Below are 23,134 nucleotides of genomic sequence, written 5' to 3' on the forward strand. Positions count from 1 at the left end.
CTATTTTATTCAAACTCATCGCCTCTTACCTTGGCAAACACCATCATATCTACTAACGTACCTGTACTATCACGCCGCATCTTGCGCAGCACACCTTCAAGCGTATAGCCTGCGCGCTCAGCCACTTTGGCACTTCGCACATTGCGGGCATCACATCGAATTTCCAGTCGATTGGCCTCCAGATAGCTTATTGCGAACTGCTCAATACCTCTGACCGCTTCTGTCATGAGACCCTCACCGGCACGCGAAGTTCTGATCCAATAACCGATTTCGAAACAACGTGCATTCCAGTCGATTCGATGCAGTCCGCTGCTGCCCACGAAATCATCCGTAAATCTGTCACGTAAATGAAGCATCATGTCGGTACGCTCCAGAAATTGCAGCCTGGCTTTGCGGGCATGCGCTTCCGATTCCTCCAGTGAAGGTATGTTTTCAGCAAAAGGCAACCACAAACGTAATTGCTCCGCACTTTCACGAATTGCCTCATTCACTGCCGCTCCATCTCCCCACCTCGGGGCACGAATGGTCAAACGCGGTGTTTCGAAACTTTCGGGAAAAGACAGCATTAACGGATTCATTGAAGCGGGATTGGTCATGAACTCTACTCCTCCACTTGGAAAATCGAGTCAATGATCAGCGGCAAGTTATCCCTCACGGATACAGCGCCAAATACGGAACGGGCGTGCGCGCCCTGTTCTCCAAACACTTCCAGCATCAGATCTGAGAACCCGTTTAACACTTTATGGTGCTCCTCATACGAGGCGGTCGCATTGATGAACCCCTGCACTTTAACCACCCGCTTCACCCGATCCAGTGAACCAAGCACTTCCTGAACCACAGCCAACACCTCGATGGCAGCATTTCGGGCAAATTCATATCCCTGCTCCGTCGTGAACTGCTCCCCCAGTTTGCCACGCTCTTGCGTATCCGGCCCTTTACCGGACACATACATGATTCCATTTACAATCACCGCATTGGTATACTTTGCTGCCGGCGTACTTGCTTGGGGCAATACAATGCCCAATTCGTCCAATCTGGTCTGTATCATCGGCTTCTCCTTTATGTATAAAAATGTCTTTACAAGCTATCAATCTTTCAATTTATTCCTAATTTAGTTAAATCTCAATATACGCCGGTTGCTCTTGAACTGCAAGATGTAAAATGGGTTGAAGGAATATTTTCCTTCTATATAAGTAATTAATTACATTTCAAATGTCGATCAGCATTAAATGCTCTAAACTAGGATACAGGGTGCAGTTTACGATGTTAGATTCAATTGATATTTTTATTGATATTTTAAATGAATTAATAAATATATAATTCCTTAAATATTGAAAACGTCATATTGTAATTTCAAATCATTTCTTTTACGATAGAAGCAATAACTCTAAAATCAATGGGATTGAATATAAGGAGGAATCGTCATGAGTGCACCATTGTTTCGTGATCCCATCTTTGATGGAGCTGCTGATCCGGTCGTTGTATGGAATCGTTCCGAGCAAACCTGGTGGATGATCTATACCAATCGCAGAGCCACAGCCGGAGGGCCAAAGTTCGCCTGGGTGCATGGCACGGATTTGGGCGTAGCTTCTTCAGCTGACGGTGGACAGTCTTGGACTTATCGCGGTACGTTAACCGGGTTGGAGCATGAATGGGGACATAATACGTTCTGGGCTCCCGAAATTTTCTGGCATGAAGGCACGTATCACATGTATGTCAGTTACATTCAAGGGGTGCCTCATGACTGGGCTGGCCATGATCGGCACATTTTGCATTACACCAGTACGGATCTGATATGTTGGACTTTTCACGGCAAACTGGTGCTTAGCTCGGATCGTGTGATTGATGCGTGTATTTACCCGCTGCCGAACGGAAAATTCCGGATGTGGTACAAGGATGAAGCTAATTCATCCCATACGTATGCAGCAGATAGCCCGGATCTCTATCAATGGGAAGTCATCGGTCCGGTTATTACAGGGCGTGCGCATGAAGGGCCTAACGTATTTCGTTTCCGTGATTCGTATTGGATGATTGTTGACGAATGGAGAGGACAGGCTGTTTACAAGTCGGATGACCTGGAGCATTGGGAATGGAACAGTCTGATTCTCGATCAGCCAGGAAATCGTGAGGATGATGGTGTAATCGGTTTGCATGCAGATGTCGTCGTACAGAATGATGAAGCCTATATCTTTTATTTTACCCACCCAGACCGGATCGAAGGTATCGATCATGCCAGCGAACCCGCACGTCGTTCCTCCATTCAGGCCGCACGTCTCGATGTCATTGATGGTGTGATGGTCTGTCCACGGGATGAAGTGTTACAGATGAAGTTGCGACCGGAGAACGATACAAGTCAAATTTCGGTTTGAGCTGCGTTGTTCCTAAAGTGAGATTTAAACACTGTTTTACAACGTCATAATAAAGGACCTGAACCAATGTCTGCGCACGCAGGATTGCTCAGGTTCTTTTTTTTTTACATGTTCGACTTTGGATCGCGTGTCTTCAAGAATTTCCTTCCTGTATTTACCTATAGGTTTAAGTGTCGTTACATGATATTATGTAGAACTCCATTTTCAAAATGGGAACATACTAAATACATAAACAAGGACGTATTTATGAGTACAAAAACACGACATATTATTCTGATTTTATTCACTATCATTCTGATTATTGCATCCATCTTTTTTCATAAGTATCGTGAACTCAAACATCGTATCGAGTCTTCTGCCGACTCAGCTTACCGCAGTGTTATTCTGGAAAGTATACATTATAAAAAAGAGCTGGATCGATACATCAAAAGCAACAAAACAACAGATAAAACAAACCTGAGCATCTATACGAACAATATTAAGAACGCTTTCGAATATTATGCTTTCATTGAAAGAATTACAAAAGGTAAGTGATAAAACAAACATCATTATTAAGGGACTCCAACGTTTGAAATAAACCCACCCTATCTCAGCACTCTCGTCGAACCTACTTCTCTAAACTCCTGTCGATATGTCCTCGGTGACACCTGAACCGTACGCTTGAACATCTTCCCGAAATGTGAAAAATTGCTGAATCCCGCTCGCAGAGCGATCTCGGTTATGGAATCCTCGCTTTCACGCAGCAAACGCTGCGCCTCCTTCACACGAAGCAGATTGAGATAATCGCTGAACGTGAAACCTGTAGTCTGTTTGAACAAACGGCTGAGATAATGGGGACTAATTCGAAATAATGCAGCAACCTCAGGCAGCGCTAAATCCTGCTGATAGTTATCGTTGAGATAACGCACCACTGCCTGTGCCTTGGGATGCAGAACCGGCTCACTGTCGGCCGAGTGCACGGTGCTCAAATGTTTGTTACGGTAAGCAAACAACAGCAGTTCAACGGATCGGTGACGCAGCAGCAGACTGCTTCCAGCTCTGGTATGGACCATCTCATCAATCATTTCACTGACCATTCGCTCCGCTGTTTCACTTGCTTGTGAAGGAAGCCTCAGAATGGGAATATTCCAGCCGAATGGCTCCTTCAGTCCCTCAGCCAGCTCGGGTAAAATAGCCAATTCGTTGAACAGCTCTGGCTTGATATACAGAACTATTCGATCATGGTCTGGTCTTCCACTCTCCATTGTTTTATGAACGGTATTCCGGTTAATGAATACGAAGTCTCCGGCTTTGATTCGATAAGTTCGATCCTTAATGAAGTAAATGCGCTCACCCGATAGCAGGTAGTACAGCTCATAATGGTCATGCAGATGGTCATCGGTCATGGAAAAATATCCAAGGCGGCGATCATATTCGATATTCAAATATCCGGTGGGATCATGGTAATCCGCTTGAAATGTCTGTATCATGCAGCTGCCCCCTTTAGTTGAATTATAGCAAAATAAGCGGCATTTGAAAGCGATTACGCACAAAAAGCGGCGAATGAAGTGCTTCCTTGTTATAGTCTAAAGCTATATTCAAGGAGGCGATACACATGAGTAACAAAAAACGCTACGTATTGGTCGGAACAGGCGGCCGTGCTGAATTTTTCTATGGAGCATTAGCCCAAAATTTCAGGGAAACATCCGAACTTGCAGCTTTTTGTGATATTAACCAGACACGCATGAATTACGCCAATCAGTTGCTGAGGGAAAAATATAAATACAATGAGGTGCCAACCTATCCTGCAGATCAGTTTGATCAGATGATTGAGAACGAGAAACCGGACTTCGTCATTGTAACTAGCATCGACCGCACCCACCACAAATATATCATTCGCGCAATGGAGCTTGGCTGTGATGTTGTGACTGAGAAGCCCATGACCATTGATGAACACAAATGTCAGGATATTCTTGATGCCGTCAAGCGGACTGGACAAAATATACGCGTCACCTTTAACTACCGTTATGCGCCGCACCATACCAAAATACGTGAACTGATTCAGAATGACACAATCGGAAAAGTGACTTCGGTCCACTTCGAATGGTTGCTGAATACGCGCCATGGCGCAGATTACTTCCGCCGTTGGCACCGGGACAAGCGTAATAGTGGCGGACTGCTCGTGCACAAATCCACGCATCACTTCGACTTGGTCAATTTCTGGATCGGTTCGCAGCCTGAGACCGTCTTCGCATTCGGTGATCTCATGTATTATGGTAGAGAGAACGCAGAGGAACGAGGCGTGACCCAGTTTTACACTCGTGCAACGGGCAACCCGATTGCGCAAGAAGATCCTTTTGCCCTGCATCTGGATTCGGATGCACATCTCAAAGCCATGTATCTGGATGCTGAACCGGAAGACGGCTACCAGCGGGATCAAAGCGTATTCGGAGATGGCATCAACATCGAGGATACAATGGGTGTTCTTGTCCAGTATCAGAACAAAGCCATTTTGACCTATTCACTGGTTGCATACCAGCCGTGGGAAGGCTATCGCATCGCCATTAATGGCACCAAAGGCCGGATCGAAATGAACATTGTAGAACAATCCTATGTTAACTCGCTGGGTGACAAAAATCTTGAAGGTGCATTGATTGGCAAAACACTGCGTGTCCTTCCCATGTTCGATGCCCCATACGAGGTTCAGGTCGAGGAAAAAGAAGGTGGTCATGGCGGAGGTGATCCTGTACTTCTGAATGATCTGTTTGGAGAGCCAGCGGAAGATCCATACCACCGCGCTGCCAACCAATTCGACGGAGCAAGATCCATCCTCACCGGAATTGCAGCCAACCGAGCCATCGCAACCGGCTTACCTGTTCGCATCAACAATCTGGTTCGTTTCTAGGAACGCAAGGCCGCTCCAACCACATTTAATTCAAAGACTGCGTGTAATACGCAGTCTTTTTCCCATTTTGACGACGGTCTTGAAATCTATTCGCTTAAGGAGGAATCCATGTTTTTCTCATTAAAAAGCCGCCTGATCGCCTTTATCATTGTGCTCTTCGTTCTTTGTTTTGGCGCACTCTCCTTCCTACTCTTTAAGGAATCACGCACTGTAATTCGTTCCTACATTGAATCTTCTGCTCTTGAGAAGATGGAGGAATACGGTTCCTATGTCGATATGGTTCAAATGCAGATCTATGATGTAGCCTCTCTTGTTTTCAACAGCGATACCGCCAAGAACTGGGATAACGCAATAAGTGACTCCAACCTTCCTGAAGGGGAAAAGATGCTTGTCAATCTGGCGATGAGCCGTTTTCTGACCCAGGCTACGAACAGCTACACCAGTATCTCCGATGTATCCATCTATCGACGAAATGGACTGAGGATTGGCAGTGAAAATCAAGTAACGACCGACGCTCTCTTTTTGCAGGAATCATGGTACAAAAATTTCTTTATCTCAGAGAATCACTGGCTGCCTCCACATACCGATCAACATGAAAATATAAGGGATCACGGCAACCCGGTAGTTAGTCTGCTAATGCCCATCGGGACCTTTCACCATGCTACAGCCCAAAATGTGATGAAAATTAACGTCAGCGAATCTTACTTTCTGGAACCGCTTAACCGAATCCATTTGGCTGAGAGCAGCACTATTTTTCTACTGGGCGAACAAGGAAGTCCTATTCTTTCCCAACAGGCCAATCAGCTTGGTGCCGAAGCTTTAGCAGAAATCGATCAGATCCGGAACAACTCGCTCAAATCGGGTGTGGTGTACCTGAACAATGATGAAGGACAGCGTGATATTCTGGTATACAAAAAGCTGGGGCGTACGGGCTGGATGCTGGCTGGTCTGGCACCGGAAAAAGAGCTATATTCTTCTCTTCACAAACTTCAGAGTACCATTCTGGTGGTCACCATTGTTCTCATTCTCGTCTCTTTGTTTGCCGCTGCCTGGCTCTCTTATGGCGTCACCAAACCTTTAACACGACTGGTATTGGCCATGAGACAGGTACAGCGCGGCGCATTCGATCAAGCAGAGTCCCTTCTGCCTCCGGACAAAAATGTAAAAAGCGAAGTCAGTTATGTCATCTCCACTTTCCGCTACATGATCAGCCGATTGCGACAGCACATCCAGAACGAATTCGAGCTGAAGCTACTCCGCCAGCAAGCTGAGTATAAAGCGCTGCTCATGCAGATTAATCCCCATTTTATGTTTAACACGCTGGAACTGGTGAGCAGTCTCGCCATGCAGCGCCGAACAGATGATACAGTTCAGGTCATTGAGGATCTGGGCAAAATGATGCGATTCTCCATGAATACAAGTGACGACAGGGTACAGCTTGCAGAGGAACTGGCTTATATCCGCCACTATATCTCCATTCTGCAAACCCGTTTCGGTCATAAGCTGGACATTTCTCTGACACAGGAAGGCAAGCTGAATTCTCTGGTCATCATTAAATTTATTCTTCAGCCGCTTATCGAGAATGCCGTCAAATACAGCTTCCAGCATCAGACGACGGCAGAGGTACACATCCTGATCTCCAGACGGAATAACCACCTTCATTTCAACATTTCAGACAATGGGCCCGGGATTCCAGCCGAAATCATCCAGAAAATTCATGATCCTGTTGAAGCATCTCAGCTGGAACCCCTATTGCGAAGCCAAAGCTGGCACATTGGGCTCGGTAATGTAGTTGCACGCTGCCGCTTGCATTACGGAAGTCTGTTTAACATTCAGATCGAGAACGGAGAGCATAACGGCACGTCTATTGAACTGATTCTACCCGCACAGGAGGAATATGATGTACAACGTATTGATCGCAGATGACGAGATCGAGGTTCGCGAAGGACTAAAATTGAAAGTGAACTGGCAAGACATGGGCTTTATCATTTCAGGTGAAGTAGCAAACGGCATCGAAGCGGAAGAGCTTCTGAAAACTGAACATTTTGACTTGTTAATTACAGACATGAACATGCCGGTCATGGATGGCGTCCAATTACTGGACGTTTGCCGAAGCCTTAATCCTTCCATTCAAATTATGATCATCACTGGATATGAAGATTTCCACTATGCCAGAGCAGGTGTGCGCAGCCAGGCCATGGACTATTTGCTGAAGCCTGTAACCCGGGATGAACTGAAAACCACTTTAAATAAAATCAAAGATGAGTTGGATAAAAAGAAACAGCTACACGGCGATTCCGAAATGATGCAATGGCGTCTCTCCCAGTATTACAAAGAAATGAAGCAACGTTTCCTGCTTGATCTTGTTAGGGGACATCGCCTCCCACCTTCTTCACTGCCAGAACGAATGCGGCTGTTTCATCTGGAATCCTGGCAGGATCACAGCGTCTGTTTCATCACCGCTGGCATGCGAAACTCTGGGATACAGACTGCCTCAGTGGAACGTATTCCCGAAAAGCTCCACCTACCCTTTGAACTGCTTTGTCACGAAATGGCTCAATCCTATCCAGATAACGTGCAAGTGTTCCATGACGGAGCCCACCCTGGAATCATGCATTTCATAACATTGGAAGGTATTCAGCACGAATTTGCTCAGCAGATCACAGCACAGACCCGCTCTGTCTTAACGATGGATGTACAAGTTGGATTGGGATTGTCCGTGTCTGGGTTTGAGCGCTGGAAAGAGGGCTATATTCATTCCCTCTTGGCTTGGAACTCTGCTGGGCGCAAAGGTGCACAGGACCGTGTGCCCGTAGTAGATCATAGTCCATTACTGCCTGAGGAAACCAGTCGCATGCTGCATCGTTGCCTCATTCGTGGAGAGCTGGATTCCTTCCGCACCGTGATTCGAAAGGAGCTTGCTGACTCATTTCGGATATCCACTTCCCATATGATCCGAAGCCTTTTTCAAATTTCATTATTGTTCGAACAGGAATCCTCGTGGATTTCCCCGGAATGGGTGCTTTGGCTAAAGACCCCAGACCAGGCAGAACTGCTGCTGATGCATTGGGCGGAAGATTTTGTGAATCAACAGCAGCCATCCGAGGTTGGAGAAGATACGGTTATTGAATCGGCCAAACGATATATTGAGGAAAATTACATGCTGGAACTGACATTAACTTCGTTAGCTGACCATTATAACTACAACTCTACCTATTTTTCAGAGATATTCAAAGAAGCTGCCGGCATCTCTTTTATTCAATATGTAACCGAGGTGCGAATGAAACATGCCATACGTTTACTGAGGGAAACCCAACTAACCGTCTGGGATGTTACAGAGCTGACAGGCTTCCGTTCCCCAAGCTATTTCAGTTCAAAATTCAAAAAAATGTTCAACATAAGTCCTTCAGATTATCGTTTGCTGCATTCCGAAAAAATTGATAATCATGATCCGAAGAAATGAGATTCCGGCTTCTCCTCCTCCCCAGTATGATGAATTTACCAAGAGAATCACCGCAAATATTGTAAGCGGATTCAATTTTGCGGTGATCACGAATTAACATCCAATCCTGAAGGGAGGCCTATGATGAGAAAGCTGTCCAAGCCGTTATACGGCCAGCAGAATATGACTGCCTATTTGTTTCTGCTGCCCTGGCTCATCGGACTTTTCTGTCTGACACTCGGACCGATGGTTGCGTCGCTCTACCTGTCCTTGACTAAATTTAATTTGTTATCATCACCAACGTGGACGGGGCTCAGCAACTATGTCCAGATTTTTACCGAAGACGATACCTTTCGCAGATCTTTGGGGCTAACATTTTATTATGTATTTCTATCTGTTCCGCTCAGGCTTGCCTTCGCCCTGCTTGTAGCAATGGCGCTGAACAAAGGGATTCGGGGACTCGGCTTATACCGAACCGTGTATTACATCCCTTCCCTATTGGGAGGCAGCGTCGCTATTGCGATCGTCTGGCGTCAGATTTTCGAAGGAAGTGGCTTGGTCAATCAGTTTCTGAGTTGGTTCGGAATCACCGGACCCGCCTGGATTGCCCATCCCGATTATGTGGTCTATACGATCATTACGCTCTCTGTATGGCAGTTCGGTTCGGCCATGGTTATCTTCCTGGCTGGCCTAAAACAAATTCCAGCCGATTTATATGAAGCTTCGGACGTTGACGGGGCCGGAAAGGTACGCCAATTCTTCGGCATCACACTTCCGATGCTCTCGCCTGTTATTTTTTTCAACCTGATCATGAGCATGATCAATTCGTTTCAAGCCTTTACACCCGCTTATGTGATCGGGGATGGACGCGGAGGTCCGCTCGACGCCACAATGTTCTATACCTTGTACCTGTATCTGAAAGGCTTCTCGTTCTTTGATATGGGTTATGCTTCTGCCCTGGCGTGGATCATGCTGGTCATTATCGGGGTATTCACCGCAATCGTCTTTCTCACCTCGAAATTCTGGGTGTTCTACGGCGACAATCAGGAAGGGAGATAGTACACATGCCACTAAAGCGACGTTTGGTTCAAGCCGGGAGGCATGCCGCCATTATCCTCTTCGGTCTGCTGATGTTGTATCCGGTGTTATGGTTAATTCTCAGTTCGTTTAAACCAAATCATCTCATCTTCACGAATAGTAGCCTGATTCCAACCAGCTTTACTCTTGAACATTTTGTGAATGGCTGGAAAGGATTGCAAGGGGTGTCGTTTGGCCGCTTCTTCGGCAACTCGGCGTTGATCTCGGTCATGAGTGTGTTGGGAAATGTGATTTCTTGTTCCTTTGCAGCCTACGCTTTTTCCAGATTGAAGTTCAAGTTCAAAGGCCTGTGGTTCAGCATTATGCTGGTCACAATCATGCTTCCTTACCATGTAACCCTGGTACCTCAGTACATTCTGTATAACGAGCTGCATTGGATTAATACGTATTTCCCGCTCATTCTGCCCAAGTGGCTGGCACAGGATTCCTTCTTCATTCTGCTCATGGTTCAATTCATCCGTGGTATCCCACGGGAGCTGGACGAGAGTGCAACTATTGACGGTTGCGGGCAATCGCAGATTTTTTTCAGAATCGTGGTGCCTCTTCTCGTTCCTGCCCTGATCACAACAGCGATCTTCACCTTCATCTGGAGCTGGGATGACTTCTTTAGTCAGATGATCTACCTGAGCAAAATTGATCTGTTTACCGTACAGCTTGGGATTCGGTCGTTATTCGATCCATCGGGACAATCGGATTGGGGCGCACTGCTCGCCATGTCCACGCTGTCTCTGCTGCCTGTGACCATTATCTTTCTGGTATTTCAGCGTTATTTTCTAGAGGGAATTGCAACGACTGGGCTGAAGTGATTACGAAATTACGAAAATACCTGTCCAGACGCAATACGTGTACAACAGATATTATGTTTTTCATTATCCATCGTCAGGGGGATTTCTCATGTTCAAACGATTAATGATCACTGTTATAGCTTCGCTCCTGTTATTGGTAACTGCCTGCTCTGGAACGGATCATACCGGCGCTGATGAGCAAAAAGGAACGGAAACCGCGGAAGACGGGCAAGTCGAATTGCGCATGATGTGGTGGGGCGATCAAAAACGGGCAGATATTACGAATGAAGCCCTGAAGGTTTTTCAGGAGAAACATCCGAATATTAAAATTGTAGGTGAATTTGCGCCTTCCTCCGGATATTTCGACAAGTTGAATACACAGCTCGCGTCAGGCACAGCACCGGATATTTTCTTCCTTGGAGGTAATGTGGTTGACTATGCCAAGAAGGATGTGCTTTTGAACCTGGACCCTTATGTCGGTAGTGAACTGAATCTGGATGGCATGGATGCCACCATGGTTGAGTATGGGCGTCTTGATGGAAAGTTGCAGCATATTTCCGCGGGTGCGAATGCACGGGGCATTGTCGTCAATCAGGCGCTGTTCGATCAAGCGGGAATCCCTTTGCCGGCTTCGGATTGGACTTGGGAAGATTATGCTGCAATCAGCAAAGAGCTGTCCGACAAGCTCGGCAAGGGCTTTTATGGAACCTATAATTTCACGGTTGACGGTATGGACATCTTTTTGAAACAACGCGGCAAACAGCTATATGATATGAAGAACGGAACGCTCGGATTTGCAAAAGAAGACATTTTGGAATGGTTCATTTACTGGGAGCAGGCTTCCAAATCCGGAGGTGTGGTCACGCCTGAATTGCAGGTTTCCAATCCACCGGATGATACGAGTAAATCCTTGCTTATTACGGGCAAGGCGGCTATGAGCTTGCTTCCTTCGAATCAGCTGGCTGCTTTCCAGAGTCTCACGGAAGATAAGTTAATTCTTTTGCCTGTACCACGGGGTCCAAAAGGAACTGGGGTTGTATTTGAATCCAGTCAGGGGTTGTCCGGTTATGCAAATACCAAACATGCAAAAGAAGTCGCGATCCTGATGGATTTCTGGATTAATGATCCGGACGCAGCCAAAATTCTCGGCAACGACCGCGGCGTGCCCGTTACGGAAGCCAACCGCAATCTGCTTCAACAAGAAGCGGGACCTGTTGAGGAGATTGTATATAATTACACCAGCTTTGTATCTGAAGCTACAAAAACGGAGCCTTTTGACGTGAGCTATAATCCTCCGGGATTCGCTGAATTCTCCAAGCTGGCCCAGACAACCAACCAGGAAATCGGCTTTGGCCGAAAAAGTGTGGAGCAAGCCGTGACTGACTTCTATAATGGCACCGTACGAATTTTTGAATCCAATCAATAATTAACCGCTTCAAGGAGGTCAACATGACAGAAGCCCTGCTGAACAAGCTGCGGCAGATCTCGATCCACGATCATGTGCAGCCAGGTAAACCGGAGGATCAAAAGTTAATACAGGAATGGCAGGCGTCGGGTGTTCGATTCGCGGCATCCGGCGGACGTTTGGAAGCGACTTATTATTCCGCATTGGAGAAGTTACTGACTTGCATTGTGCCCCTGAACGGCAGTGAGCCCATTCTTCAGGAAGGTGGCATCTATCTGGGCTGCTGGCTGGAGAGTACGGGCACCATTAATGCGGAGCTGCTGTCACGTCTGATTCCTTCCGTATCGGAAACGACCTATCTAGCTTTTGCCCGACACCAAAGAGAAGATGGATTGCTGCCTTATAAGCTAACGGAGAACGGTCCTTCCTTTCGTCAGATTCAGCTCGTTACACCATTGGCACGAAGCGTATGGAACCACTACCAACTTCATGGAAAGAACCGCTCCTTCCTGAAGACCATGTACAAGGCAATGGTACAATACGACGAATGGATTGCAACGTATCGTAATACCCGAGGGAAAGGCTGTGTGGAGGCATTTAGCACCTTTGATACCGGGCATGATCAGTCCCCCCGGTTCTGGCATGTCCCGGATACACCTTATATGAATGATGCTGCGTCCTACCATCCGGACTCTCCGGTCCTGCCTTTTTTGGCACCAGACTTAACCGCCAATATATATTGCCAGCGCATGTATTTATCCCAAATGGCTGAGGAACTTGGGGAGTCTAGTGGTGATTGGAAAGCAAAAGCTGAAACCAGTCTCGAAAGTCTCTTCCGCTACTGTTATGACGAAGAGGATATGTTCTTCTACGACCGGGATCGCAACGACGAATTCGTCAGGGTACAGTCCGATGTGCTGCTGCGCGTGATGGCCTGCGAGGTGGGCGACCGTAAATTGTTTGATAACATGCTGCGCAGGTATTTGCTGAACACAAGCAAGTTTTTCGCCAAATACCCGTTTACCTCCATGTCGATGGATGATCCAAGGTTCGATCCGTTCTCCTCTTATAACAGTTGGGGTGGAGCATCCAATTTCCTGAGTCTGATCCGTGCACCACATGCATTTGAATATCACCATCGCTATGTGGAATTGACCTGGGTGATGCAACCCATCTTGTCGTCCCTTTCCAAAGCAACGCGCTTTCCGCAGGCTTTAAGTCCATGGACCGGGGAGGAAGGTTTTACCGAAACCTATTCCCCCTCCATTCTTTGCCTGCTTGATTATGTGGAACGGTTATGCGGCATCATGCCGGTTGGATCGGATCAACTGTGGTTTACCGGTCTTCTCCCCATCGACATGGATCATGGCGAAGAAGTAGCTGGTCATACGGCGTACAGCCGCACGATGAATGGACTGCATTTTGAATTGGTGAACACGCCAGAACGGGTAACTGTATATCAGGATGGTAAGGTTTTTATGGAAGGACCAGCGGGAATTCGATTAATTACGGATCGTAGTGGACATTTGGAAGGCATCATCGGAATGAGCGTGCGCACGATTGAAGGTGAACTGATCTATCGAGGAAAATCCATTCCGTTTCGAATCAAAGGAAATGAACTCCAGCGATATATTGAGGGAAAGTTGAAAACAGAACGGGATATTGGCATCATCTTTCCTTCTTATTGCTAGTGAGTTAAAAAAGTATCCTTTCTACAGGAGCATTAATCAGGCCCATTTGCCGATATAGAGTTCAACAGCAAAAGCGCAAGTAGCAGGAGGAAATCCCCTGTACTTGCGCTTTTACAATTTAATATCGTATGGACTGTCCACGACGGATGAAGAGAAGTTAACTTTGAAGACTCCCTTTATTTATACGAGAAAGCCAACATTTTCTTATGCTTTCCGCTCCCACGCAGGGTGGCGATAGAACTCAATCGTATCTATATAATTCACCGTGTACTTCTGTTCAACATCCGACAGCTCCAGCAGCTTTCTGTCCATTTTTTTCAAACCCATGACCACATCATGTCGGAGAAGGTCCATTGCGATTTTGCCTACAAAGCCGCCTTCCATCTCTTTATGTTTATTCCGAAATTCTTCATTATAGATCAGTTCCGGTGTAAACGATGCTTCTACAAATGCGTTAACAAGCGTAAGCTCATTACCCTCCATCTGTACCGCGATATAATAGTTGCCACGTTCATCGCGAATGAGGTCTTTATACATTTCCACGTCCATCTGAATCACTCCCTATATCTTAAGTTGTACCTTATCATGAGTAACATGGGCGCCATTTTGCTCACCTCTTGCCCTCGTCCATTCATATAGTAGGTATAAATGGCGAACGGAGGATTGCTTATGAATTGGCACCAACTTCATACAGGAAAAACACTTCAGCAGCGTCTGGCCGAGTTCCAGGGACATCTGGCAGAACTGAATGCTCCATTGTCTGGTCTGGAACCTGGAATAATTAGAAAAGTATATCCGCGCAATTTCATCAAAGTTAATCGGCAGTTATTTATTCCACTCAGCTTGTTTTCCATTCGTGTATTTGATGTACCACGAGCACGGCGAGGCATACGGGTAGGCATCCGCACGGTATTCCCATCTCGAAATGCATTTAACAATATCCGACTTGTTGGTGTTGGACTGGATTACATTGAGCTGCAGGGAAAGGGTAAATTCTCCTCACGTATTCTCTTTCCGCTAACTCAGGTCGAATCGATCTATCGCCCAACGAATAAAAAGAAGAAATAATGAGACCAGACTTCGCTGAATTCATATCTGTCTGTACTTGCAATCTTGATTAAAGAACGATCCATACCCTGGATCTATCCCATGTCATGATATGCATATTTCTCTTCCCTAGTATAACTCATAGGTGCATTAGTCTGCTCGGATATTGTGCCATAGCAAAAAGCGGTGAGCACAGGATCCTTCTGTGTCTCACCGCGTAGATGCCTATCAATGATTGAAATCAGGAACGTATCACTCAGATACCTGTCCACACATCTTTGGCATAACGACCTTCCTGCTGCAAACGTTCTAACCACGCATCGGCTTGCTCCGTGGAGTTGCCGCTGACATCAGCGTACGCTTTCTTGAGTGTTGCTTCAACATCAGGTGCCATCTTGCTGCCATCGCCGCAAACATACAGATGTCCACCCTGCTCAAGCAGAGGAATCAATTTGTGGGTATCATCTCTCATTAGATGCTGCACGTAACATTTCTCTTCCCCGTCCACACGGGAGAAAGCGGTATGAAGCTGGACAAGCCCCTCTTGTTCGGCTGTTTCGAGTTCATTTTTATACAAATAGTCATGTTCAGGGTTGCGACATCCAAAATACAGATGGGCCTCGCCAACCTGCTGACCTTTTTCCTTCAATACACGTCTTGCCTGCAGGAAACCACGGAATGGAGCTACGCCCGTCCCCGGACCAACCATAATAATTGGAGCCTCTGCATTTTCTGGTAGTTCGAACCCGGACTCAGGCGTACGTATGAACATGACTACCTCTTCACCAGGCTTCAAGTTTGATAGATAGTTAGACGCTATGCCTTTATATTCTCCCTGACCACTCCACGCCGGAGCACGCACTACACTGACGGTTATGCTGGCCTGTTCAGGCTGCACTCGTGGTGAACTGGATATTGAATAATATCGGGCTTTCAGGGAAGGCAGCAGTTCCAAGAACCGTTCGAAAGGCAGCTCACATGCTTCGTATTTCACCAAATAATCCAGCATGGATATACGTTTCTTACGTACTTCTTCCATGTATACAGACTCATCAAGAAGCGCTTCGAGCTCCTTCTTATGCGGTGGACATACCGTGTACGCCGCGAGTTCCCTCAGTTGGGCCCGAGTTGCCGCTTCCTGAAGCTCGACACTGTGACTGAGCAGATCGACCAGATTAACCGGTTGGTGCAATGGCAGATGAGCTGCACTGCGACCTGATGCATCCAGAACCAGATGTTCCGTACCTGTGAATCCATATCGTTTCAATACTCGTTCTACGAGCTCAGACGGGTTCTGCGGTAAAATGCCCAGGTGATCGCCTTCCTTATACGTTGCGCCTTCAGGCAGTTTAATCTCCAGATGACGTGTGCTTCGTTCACTGCCCGCATCATGAAGTTCCCGATTCTCAAGCACTTCAGCAACATGTGCATCATACGTATCCGCGAGCGGCGTTACTGCCAGTCCGCTGACAAACTGTACTGACAAGGAACTGCGCTCACTACCTGAGCTTGTGTTCAACTTGAGGCCCAGAGTTCGTGCCAGATCCGGCCATAGTTGCTCAGTCCAGTCTCCAACCTGTTTCTCAAAGTCCCCGCTAGCATCACTTTCTCCGATGGGTGATAACCGTTCTGCTCCTTTAGAAGATAGCTGCTCATCAATCAAACGTGGGATACGCTGGTACGTGCTGGCCCAGTTGTGATCCCCACATCCGAGAACAGAGAATCGAACGCCTTGGAATTCCCCTGCATCCGCATGTTCAATCCATTCAACAAAATCCTTGGCATTGCTTGGTGGCTGACCATTGTAGGATGCACTCACAATGATGACGACGCCTTCCTTCGGAAGTTTGCCTACACGATCATCCAGGGTAGCCACCTCGCTACGGAAGCCCTGATATCTTGCGGTATCTGCGATTTCACGCGCAATGCCTTCCGCAGTCCCGAGATTGGATCCATACAGGACGAGCATCGGGGTATGATGGGCATTTGCTGTATCCGGCTCTTGTCGTTTGGCAACCGGAGTCGGTTCCTCCACGGCAACACCCGGAACAGCCATGACCGGTTGACCTCCGCGTGCACGAACACGAATCGTGAAGTTATCGGGTTTGAGCGTCAACGTTTCTTTCACTTTCAACTGATAGTCCGCATGATCGATGAATTCAAAATGCTTCAGGACCATACCTAGCACAAGCGTTGCTTCCTGAAGGGCGAACTGCTGGCCAATGCAGGCCCGCTGACCATTACCAAACGGTTTATAGGCATCATGTGGCACCTTGCTCGGATCTTCGAACCGTTCCGGACGGAATGCCTCGACATCGTCACCCCATGCTTCGCGGTCCCGATGCAGCTTGGGAATGAGCACACTGACACTATCCCCTTTTTGCAAAGGATATTTCCCGTCCAGAAGAAGGTCTTTCTTCGCGTATAAGGAGAATGCTGGAGCCGTTGGCCACAACCGCAATGCTTCGTTCAAAACCATGCGAACATATTTCAGATTGCGGACCTGATTGTATGTTGGAACCGGATCTTTTAGAATCTGATCTGCTTCAGCTTGAGCCTTGGCGAGTGTATCCGGATTTTTCATTAAATAATAGATGGCAAAGGACAACAAGCCACTCGTCGTCTCATGTCCAGCAATCAGGAAGGTGATGATCTGGTAACGGATATTTTCATCGTCCAGCGTTTCCCCGGTTTCCGGGTCCTTGCCACTAAGCATGTGGGATAACAGATCGTCCGCCCCTTCCTGGGGCTGCTCCTTACGCTCCGCAATAATATGATCCACTAGTGAGTACATCGAACGGATATCCTGCTCAAACTGTTTCTTTTTGGTGATCATCAGCTTGTCTTGCAGACGCAAACGCTGCAACGAACTCATCGATTCGTCCAACGCTCGAACCATACTAGTAATGAAGGGATGCGGTTCTTCCCGGTAAAAGCTGTTAAATCGGTAGTTGAATCCGCACAATCCAATCGTATCCAGGGTGAGACGAGTCATATCATCAGGTACGTTAACCGTCTCATCCGGGTTTAATCTGGACCACTTCTGCACGAGCTGTACAGCGAGATCAATCATTTTGTTGTGATATCCCTGCATCGCACGCTGGCTAAAGCTGGGCAGCAACACATTGTGAGCTTTTTTCCAATTCGGTTCTTGAGTCCAACTCGTAAACAGGCCATCTCCGGCAAATGCACGTACCTTCTCCAGCGGTGCCCATACACGTTTATCGAATTTGGATTCGTCGGTAACCTCAGCTACCAGTTTATGACCTGAAATATACAATTCACTTCGGCCAGGATAATCCATTCGAAAAATGGGGCCATACTCTTCAGCGAGTTTCACTAGGGATTGTACAGGCTCATCGGTGTTTAACTGTGGTAAGTTTCCTAAAGGTCCAAAAGTTTTGGGTTGGGGAACTGAAATTTGCGCCATAATACTCACTCCTCTTCCAAGTGTTACGTTCGACTAAAAAATAATACCTTCGTTCAACTACGACTTCAGATCAACAGACATGACTACATTTTCTGCAAATTTTCATATTTCATCCAGATAACCTGAAAATCATACCGGAACCGACTGACCAAAATGGTATATTGGTCAGTTTAGATTAAAAAAAATGGGCTCCTTCGTTATCTTTCTTTTACCCTAACATTTCCAGTCCTAATCTTCAACAGTCTCAAAGTCTTAGGACCAATGGGTATCCATCCAAATTGGCATGAGTAAATTTCCCCTTTGGTCCATTAAAATAGAGAATATTTTGCTCTGAACGAACACTAGAATTTTGAAGATACACAGTTCGCTCAAACTCAAACTAGGCCTGTCTCAGCAAATCCCGAATCGCGGACTCCATCTCTTTCGGTGTAACCGTAGTCTCATAGCGACCACTCACTTCCCCTGTTCGATCAATCAGAAACTTGGTGAAATTCCATTTGATCCCGTCTCCCCGGTATAATTCGGGATGTTTCTCCTTGAGGAACTGATTCATCCACCGACCTTCTTCCGATTCCATATCATAACCCTCATATGGGACTGTTTCGACCAGATCGCGAAACAAAGGATGTATGAATGGTCCGGTAACCTCGATCTTCTCAGAAATCGGAAAGGAAATATGAAAATGATTCCTGCAATACTGAGCTATCTCATCATTACTGCCCGGTTCCTTGTGATTAAACTGATCACAGGGAAACGCCAGGATCTCCAGCCCTTGATCACGATACTGCTCATACAAGTGCTGAAGTTCCGTAAATTGTCGAGAGTAACTGCACTTGCTGGCTGTATTCACAATAAGCAGTACTTTCCCTCTCAAAACAGATAAATCACCCGTACCTCCATCCATGAATGGAACCGGATAGTTAAATATACTCATTCATAACGCCTCCTTGGTCGGTTCTCACTTGAACCCTCTCTTGAAATGGATTATACGCCGCTTCTATTGATAGGTTAAATATATAATGATTATAATATTAATAGTTTTTATATATAAATCATCTTGTCTGCTGCCATATGATTATATGGCTCATTATCCCTTTTATAATGGACATACTAGAAATAGAAAAAACTGCCCTTCGCAGATAAAAAGCTGCTTTTTGGACAGTCATTCGTTAAAGTTGTGCATTTCGAAATGTAGCTAACCCATAATAAGACCATATACAATCCCCGGCCCATGAACACCAATCGTCAAATCATTTTCAATATCAGAAGAACGACTAGGACCGGAAATAAAATGTATGCCTGCCGGAAGATTCTCTCTTCCCGCTTCATCGAATCGATCAAGCGTTTCACCAAGTCTGGTGTAGAGCCGTTCAACTGGAATAATAATGATGAGTACGGTGGGCAATAGACTCACTGAGCGTCCCTTTTCTGGCGAAGAAAGCACAGTGACGGAACCCGTATATGCTGTGGCATAATCCGCCATTACTACACCGATATCTGCCTCGGCTGCCCGTGCCTTCCAGTTCTCCTCTGCTTGGCTGTTCCATACAGAAATCTGCACATCGGGAAGTTGCTCTTCCAATCCAAGATCCGTCAGCGCCTGTTCATTCTGACGTATGATATATTTCGCACTCAATTCATGAGATTTATTAGCGATAAAGTCTGAAGCTTCGCCAATGTCTCTTACCCGCGCAATATGAGCACCTACACTCACAAAATTATCGGTGAATGCCTGTATGCGCTTATCTATGTCCCACTCCAAATCCGTCCAGAATGCGGGTGCACCGCGAAAAGGTTGAGTCGGAGCATGTGTCTGCCGTGGTCTTCTCAATTTGGACGCAATGTCATTCATAAAGTGCTCCTGCTTCGCACGAGACTTTTTCTCCAATTGCTCCAGCCATTCCTGATGTTCAGTGTTCATGTTGACCACCACCCCCCTCGCGCTCACGCAGAATCTGTTCCATTCGATCCCGAACGGAAGAATCCATCTCTTTCTTGTCTTGATTCAGCTCCTGATCCAGCTTGTTCCATTGCTGCCGGAAGGAACGCTTCGCGAGGCTTGGCGCAACCCGATAGCTGTTCCAGCCTTTGAGGGGCCCAAGTTTAAGTGAAATTTCGTTATTCCGTACAACGGCTTTCTGACCAATCTGTCCGAGACGTATAGCCGCTCCGAATCGTTTAGAATTGGATACAACCGCTGCAAAACCTTTCATGCCAGCGCTCTCAAGCTTATTGCCATGGCCCTCTTCCACCTTGCGTCTGCGTAAATATACGAGCATATCATGTAGCGGAATTTTGACCGGACAGGCTTCATAACAGGCTCCGCACAGACTGGAAGCACCCGCGATGTCGTTCCATTCATCGATGTTGCCATTCAGTGCAGGTGTAAGTACCGCTCCAATCGGTCCACTGTAGGTTCCACCATAGGCATGCCCGCCGATATGACGATATACCGGACAAGCGTTCAGACATGCCCCGCAGCGAATACAGTTCAACAGCTCCTGAAACTCGGGATCACCCAACTGAAGTGAACGTCCATTATCCACGATAATAATGTGCATTTCATCTGGCCCGTCCCCGTCTTCTGTTCGGCGAGGGCCGGTTATACCTGACATATACATCGTCAATTTTTGACCTGTCGCGGAGCGTGGCAGTAAGGTTGCCATCACCTCCAGATCCGTCCAGGATGGAATGATACGCTCCATGCCCATTAAGGTAATCTGTGTTTTTGGCACGGTGGATACCATGCGGGCATTGCCTTCATTTTCAAATAGAACCATGGAACCCGTCTCCGCAATCGCAAAATTGCAGCCGGTCATGCCAATATCTGCTTCAAGGAACTTCTCACGCAGCTTTTTGCGTACAAATCCGGCAAGTACGGTGGTGTCCGGTTCCAGAATTTCTCCCGCTTCCTTGGATAACAGGTCCGCAATCTGGTAACGGTTTTTGTGAATAGCCGGAATGACGATATGAGATGGGGCTTCACCCGCCAATTGAATGATATACTCACCCAGATCGGTCTCTATTGCTTCAATACCTGCGGATTCCAATACATGGTTGAGATGCACTTCCTCGGACACCATGGACTTGGATTTTACCACGGTAGAAGCCTGCTTGTGAGCCGCAATATCAAGTGCAATCGCTGCTGCCTCTACCGAATTATCGGCAAAATGAATATGAACTCCATTGGCACGTGCATTATTGACAAATTCATTCAGGTAATAATCCAGATGTGCGATCGTATGCAGACGAATCTGACGTCCACGTTCGCGCCATTCTTCCCAGTTGCCATGTTCTTCGGATGCGGACTTCTTGCCATTACGCAATCGCTCTGTCGTAAATTTGACGGCTTTCCGCAGGAAATCATCATTCAAAGCCAATTCTGCACGTTCTTTGACGGTAACATTCATTACACCGGGTTGACTCATCCTGTTTGCACCCCCTCATACAGCAGTTCAGCCAAATGCATCACACGCACTGGTTCGTTCCGATACCGCAGGTTACCTGCGATATTCATTAGACAGGCCATATCCAGTCCTACTAATACTTCAGCTTCCGTCTCTTTGATATGATCTACCTTTTCTGTGACCATGGCCCCAGATATATCCGGCATTTTGATCGCAAAGGTACCGCCAAAGCCGCAGCAGTCCTCTCCGTAAGGAAGGGGAACAAATTCCAAACCTTTTACTGCCGAAAGTAATGCCATAGGCTCATCCTTTACGCCTAACAAACGGCTGCCATGACAGGAGGGGTGGTATGTAACCTTATGCGGAAAATGTGCACCCAAATCCGTGATGCCAAGCACCTGAACGAGAAACTGCGTGAATTCGTAGGCTTTGGCTTCCAAACGTTTAGCCTTCTCCAGCCATACAGGTTCATCGACAAACAGCTCGGGATAATGATGAATCATGTACGTACAGGAGCCCGAGGGACAGACGACAAAATCGCTGTCATCAAAGGCTTCCAGAATCGTTTTGGCGGCTACCCGTGTCTCATCCCAATACCCGCTGTTGTAGGAAGGCTGACCGCAGCAGGTCTGCACGGGCGGGAAATCCAACCGAACGCCATGAGCGGCGAGCAATCTCACCATGGCCTCCCCCACGCGGGGATATATGGCATCGCTGAGGCAGGTAATGAATAAGGAGACCTTCATGATTACACGCTCCTATAACTGATGAATTGTTGTTATAACGCTTATAAGTATCGAGTACCGTATTGTTTTACACCCTTGTGATTGAGATATCATAGCTGTTCAGTCGTTCTATCAAATCATCACCAAGCGACTGATCCGTGATCACCGCATGAACCGCATTTAACCCGGTTACCCGGGCAAATGCACGAACCCCAAACTTGCTCGTATCTGCAAGCAAAATGACCCGGTCGGATATACCGACCATTTTCTGCTTCAACCGTGCCTGAAGCTCATTGGATTCACTGATTCCGCCGCCTTCCAGATGCACACCTTTACAAGACAGGAACAATTTATCGACATGATATGTCTCCAGAGAACGTTCGGCGAGCGGTCCAACAAAAGACAGAGATCGTTGGGCCAACTGGCCACCAGTTGAAATGACTTCAATCTTGTCCCTGCTGCTCAGTTCAGTTGCTACCTGTATGGAATTGGTCAATACAGTCAATGGCATATCCGGCATATTGGCCGCCATATAACCTGCTGTCGTGCTGGCATCCAGTAGGATTCGATCACCCGGACGAATCATGGATAGAGCAGACAGGGCAATTCTTTTCTTTTCCTCAGCATGTGTTGTTTCCCTTACCCGGTAAGGGATCTCCGGCTGCTCTTCCTTCACGCTAACAGCGCCACCATGGGAACGGCGCAGTCGCCCTGCTTGCTCCAGCCGGTCGAGATCACGCCGAATGGTCTCTTCTGTTACCCGGCAGTGCTCACTAAGTTCGGATACACGCATACTGCCCTTAACATTAACCATCTCCACAATTCGGTCATAGCGCTCTGCTGCCAGCATG

Annotated in this window: 20 protein-coding genes; 10 read left to right on the forward strand and 10 right to left on the reverse strand. The window is 47.0% G+C overall.

Annotation, left to right across the window (positions count from 1 at the left end; all coding sequences use genetic code 11):
- Positions 1–5 precede the first annotated feature (5 nt).
- The gene (locus HP548_RS06780; protein WP_409347646.1) at positions 6–596 is read right to left on the reverse strand and encodes a GNAT family N-acetyltransferase; all 591 of its coding nucleotides are present in this window, start codon (positions 594–596) and stop codon (positions 6–8) included.
- A gap of 5 nt (positions 597–601) precedes the next feature.
- The gene (locus HP548_RS06785) at positions 602–1,048 is read right to left on the reverse strand and encodes a RidA family protein (RefSeq protein ID WP_076289695.1); all 447 of its coding nucleotides are present in this window, start codon (positions 1,046–1,048) and stop codon (positions 602–604) included.
- Positions 1,049–1,424: 376 nt separating this feature from the next.
- On the opposite strand from HP548_RS06785, the gene HP548_RS06790 reads away from it, so the two are divergent.
- Together HP548_RS06790 and HP548_RS06795 are read left to right on the forward strand one after the other, a co-directional pair.
- Positions 1,425–2,369 carry a glycoside hydrolase family protein gene (locus HP548_RS06790; protein WP_175381241.1) on the forward strand — a complete coding sequence of 315 codons (945 nt, stop codon included), beginning with the start codon at positions 1,425–1,427 and terminating at the stop codon, positions 2,367–2,369.
- Between the two features lie 246 nt (positions 2,370–2,615).
- Complete coding sequence (locus HP548_RS06795) at positions 2,616–2,903, forward strand: hypothetical protein (protein ID WP_175381242.1); 288 nt, start codon at positions 2,616–2,618, stop codon at positions 2,901–2,903.
- A gap of 50 nt (positions 2,904–2,953) precedes the next feature.
- On the opposite strand, the gene HP548_RS06800 is transcribed toward HP548_RS06795, so the two are convergent.
- Entirely contained in the window at positions 2,954–3,838 is an 885-nt protein-coding gene (locus HP548_RS06800) for an AraC family transcriptional regulator (protein ID WP_175381243.1), read from the reverse strand.
- Positions 3,839–3,963: 125 nt separating this feature from the next.
- On the opposite strand from HP548_RS06800, the gene HP548_RS06805 reads away from it, so the two are divergent.
- The 7 genes from HP548_RS06805 (at position 3,964) to HP548_RS06835 (ending at position 13,674) form a co-directional block, all read left to right on the forward strand.
- Complete coding sequence (locus HP548_RS06805; RefSeq protein WP_076289691.1) at positions 3,964–5,253, forward strand: Gfo/Idh/MocA family oxidoreductase; 1,290 nt, start codon at positions 3,964–3,966, stop codon at positions 5,251–5,253.
- Between the two features lie 108 nt (positions 5,254–5,361).
- A complete protein-coding gene (locus tag HP548_RS06810; RefSeq protein WP_175381244.1) occupies positions 5,362–7,179 on the forward strand; it encodes a cache domain-containing sensor histidine kinase in 1,818 nt (605 codons plus the stop codon).
- Complete coding sequence (locus tag HP548_RS06815; RefSeq protein WP_175381245.1) at positions 7,154–8,716, forward strand: response regulator; 1,563 nt, start codon at positions 7,154–7,156, stop codon at positions 8,714–8,716. Before HP548_RS06810 ends, HP548_RS06815 begins: the two co-directional genes overlap by 26 nt.
- Before the next feature lie 123 nt (positions 8,717–8,839).
- Positions 8,840–9,754, forward strand: coding sequence for a carbohydrate ABC transporter permease (locus tag HP548_RS06820; protein WP_099852891.1), 915 nt, complete (start codon positions 8,840–8,842; stop codon positions 9,752–9,754).
- Between the two features lie 5 nt (positions 9,755–9,759).
- On the forward strand, positions 9,760–10,599 hold the full coding sequence (locus HP548_RS06825; protein WP_175381246.1) for a carbohydrate ABC transporter permease: 840 nt from the start codon (positions 9,760–9,762) through the stop codon (positions 10,597–10,599).
- Between the two features lie 88 nt (positions 10,600–10,687).
- On the forward strand, positions 10,688–12,004 hold the full coding sequence (locus HP548_RS06830; RefSeq protein WP_175381247.1) for an ABC transporter substrate-binding protein: 1,317 nt from the start codon (positions 10,688–10,690) through the stop codon (positions 12,002–12,004).
- Positions 12,005–12,027: 23 nt separating this feature from the next.
- Entirely contained in the window at positions 12,028–13,674 is a 1,647-nt protein-coding gene (locus tag HP548_RS06835; protein ID WP_175381248.1) for an MGH1-like glycoside hydrolase domain-containing protein, read from the forward strand.
- A gap of 204 nt (positions 13,675–13,878) precedes the next feature.
- On the opposite strand, the gene HP548_RS06840 is transcribed toward HP548_RS06835, so the two are convergent.
- Positions 13,879–14,223: a hypothetical protein gene (locus HP548_RS06840; RefSeq protein ID WP_175381249.1), complete on the reverse strand. Its 345-nt coding sequence runs from the start codon at positions 14,221–14,223 to the stop codon at positions 13,879–13,881.
- A gap of 120 nt (positions 14,224–14,343) precedes the next feature.
- On the opposite strand from HP548_RS06840, the gene HP548_RS06845 reads away from it, so the two are divergent.
- A complete protein-coding gene (locus HP548_RS06845) occupies positions 14,344–14,742 on the forward strand; it encodes a hypothetical protein (RefSeq protein ID WP_090896607.1) in 399 nt (132 codons plus the stop codon).
- A gap of 235 nt (positions 14,743–14,977) precedes the next feature.
- Here HP548_RS06845 and HP548_RS06850 read toward each other — a convergent pair whose 3' ends face one another.
- The 6 genes from HP548_RS06850 to HP548_RS06875 form a co-directional block, all read right to left on the reverse strand.
- The gene (locus tag HP548_RS06850) at positions 14,978–18,151 is read right to left on the reverse strand and encodes a bifunctional cytochrome P450/NADPH--P450 reductase (protein WP_217504642.1); all 3,174 of its coding nucleotides are present in this window, start codon (positions 18,149–18,151) and stop codon (positions 14,978–14,980) included.
- A 379-nt stretch (positions 18,152–18,530) separates the two neighbouring features.
- Complete coding sequence (locus HP548_RS06855) at positions 18,531–19,085, reverse strand: glutathione peroxidase (RefSeq protein ID WP_175381250.1); 555 nt, start codon at positions 19,083–19,085, stop codon at positions 18,531–18,533.
- A 261-nt stretch (positions 19,086–19,346) separates the two neighbouring features.
- The gene (locus HP548_RS06860; protein WP_076289681.1) at positions 19,347–20,072 is read right to left on the reverse strand and encodes a LutC/YkgG family protein; all 726 of its coding nucleotides are present in this window, start codon (positions 20,070–20,072) and stop codon (positions 19,347–19,349) included.
- The gene (locus tag HP548_RS06865) at positions 20,062–21,579 is read right to left on the reverse strand and encodes a LutB/LldF family L-lactate oxidation iron-sulfur protein (RefSeq protein WP_175381251.1); all 1,518 of its coding nucleotides are present in this window, start codon (positions 21,577–21,579) and stop codon (positions 20,062–20,064) included. The genes HP548_RS06860 and HP548_RS06865 overlap by 11 nt, the downstream gene beginning before the upstream one ends.
- Positions 21,576–22,304, reverse strand: coding sequence for a (Fe-S)-binding protein (locus HP548_RS06870; protein ID WP_063563333.1), 729 nt, complete (start codon positions 22,302–22,304; stop codon positions 21,576–21,578). Before HP548_RS06870 ends, HP548_RS06865 begins: the two co-directional genes overlap by 4 nt.
- A 67-nt stretch (positions 22,305–22,371) precedes the next feature.
- Positions 22,372–23,133 (reverse strand): DeoR/GlpR family DNA-binding transcription regulator, encoded by a 762-nt coding sequence (locus HP548_RS06875; protein ID WP_175381252.1) that lies wholly within the window; start codon positions 23,131–23,133, stop codon positions 22,372–22,374.
- Position 23,134 lies beyond the last annotated feature (1 nt).

Source organism: Paenibacillus taichungensis (genome assembly GCF_013359905.1).
In the GTDB taxonomy this organism is placed as follows: Bacteria; Bacillota; Bacilli; order Paenibacillales; family Paenibacillaceae; genus Paenibacillus; species Paenibacillus taichungensis.

Coding starts and splice junctions, on each gene's coding strand:
- HP548_RS06780 (WP_409347646.1), bottom strand. CDS start 596: ATGACCAATCCCGCTTCAATGAATCCGTTAATGCTGTCTTTTCCCGAA.
- HP548_RS06785 (WP_076289695.1), bottom strand. CDS start 1,048: ATGATACAGACCAGATTGGACGAATTGGGCATTGTATTGCCCCAAGCA.
- HP548_RS06790 (WP_175381241.1), top strand. CDS start 1,425: ATGAGTGCACCATTGTTTCGTGATCCCATCTTTGATGGAGCTGCTGAT.
- HP548_RS06795 (WP_175381242.1), top strand. CDS start 2,616: ATGAGTACAAAAACACGACATATTATTCTGATTTTATTCACTATCATT.
- HP548_RS06800 (WP_175381243.1), bottom strand. CDS start 3,838: ATGATACAGACATTTCAAGCGGATTACCATGATCCCACCGGATATTTG.
- HP548_RS06805 (WP_076289691.1), top strand. CDS start 3,964: ATGAGTAACAAAAAACGCTACGTATTGGTCGGAACAGGCGGCCGTGCT.
- HP548_RS06810 (WP_175381244.1), top strand. CDS start 5,362: ATGTTTTTCTCATTAAAAAGCCGCCTGATCGCCTTTATCATTGTGCTC.
- HP548_RS06815 (WP_175381245.1), top strand. CDS start 7,154: ATGTACAACGTATTGATCGCAGATGACGAGATCGAGGTTCGCGAAGGA.
- HP548_RS06820 (WP_099852891.1), top strand. CDS start 8,840: ATGAGAAAGCTGTCCAAGCCGTTATACGGCCAGCAGAATATGACTGCC.
- HP548_RS06825 (WP_175381246.1), top strand. CDS start 9,760: ATGCCACTAAAGCGACGTTTGGTTCAAGCCGGGAGGCATGCCGCCATT.
- HP548_RS06830 (WP_175381247.1), top strand. CDS start 10,688: ATGTTCAAACGATTAATGATCACTGTTATAGCTTCGCTCCTGTTATTG.
- HP548_RS06835 (WP_175381248.1), top strand. CDS start 12,028: ATGACAGAAGCCCTGCTGAACAAGCTGCGGCAGATCTCGATCCACGAT.
- HP548_RS06840 (WP_175381249.1), bottom strand. CDS start 14,223: ATGGACGTGGAAATGTATAAAGACCTCATTCGCGATGAACGTGGCAAC.
- HP548_RS06845 (WP_090896607.1), top strand. CDS start 14,344: ATGAATTGGCACCAACTTCATACAGGAAAAACACTTCAGCAGCGTCTG.
- HP548_RS06850 (WP_217504642.1), bottom strand. CDS start 18,151: ATGGCGCAAATTTCAGTTCCCCAACCCAAAACTTTTGGACCTTTAGGA.
- HP548_RS06855 (WP_175381250.1), bottom strand. CDS start 19,085: ATGAGTATATTTAACTATCCGGTTCCATTCATGGATGGAGGTACGGGT.
- HP548_RS06860 (WP_076289681.1), bottom strand. CDS start 20,072: ATGAACACTGAACATCAGGAATGGCTGGAGCAATTGGAGAAAAAGTCT.
- HP548_RS06865 (WP_175381251.1), bottom strand. CDS start 21,579: ATGAGTCAACCCGGTGTAATGAATGTTACCGTCAAAGAACGTGCAGAA.
- HP548_RS06870 (WP_063563333.1), bottom strand. CDS start 22,304: ATGAAGGTCTCCTTATTCATTACCTGCCTCAGCGATGCCATATATCCC.
- HP548_RS06875 (WP_175381252.1), bottom strand. CDS start 23,133: ATGCTGGCAGCAGAGCGCTATGACCGAATTGTGGAGATGGTTAATGTT.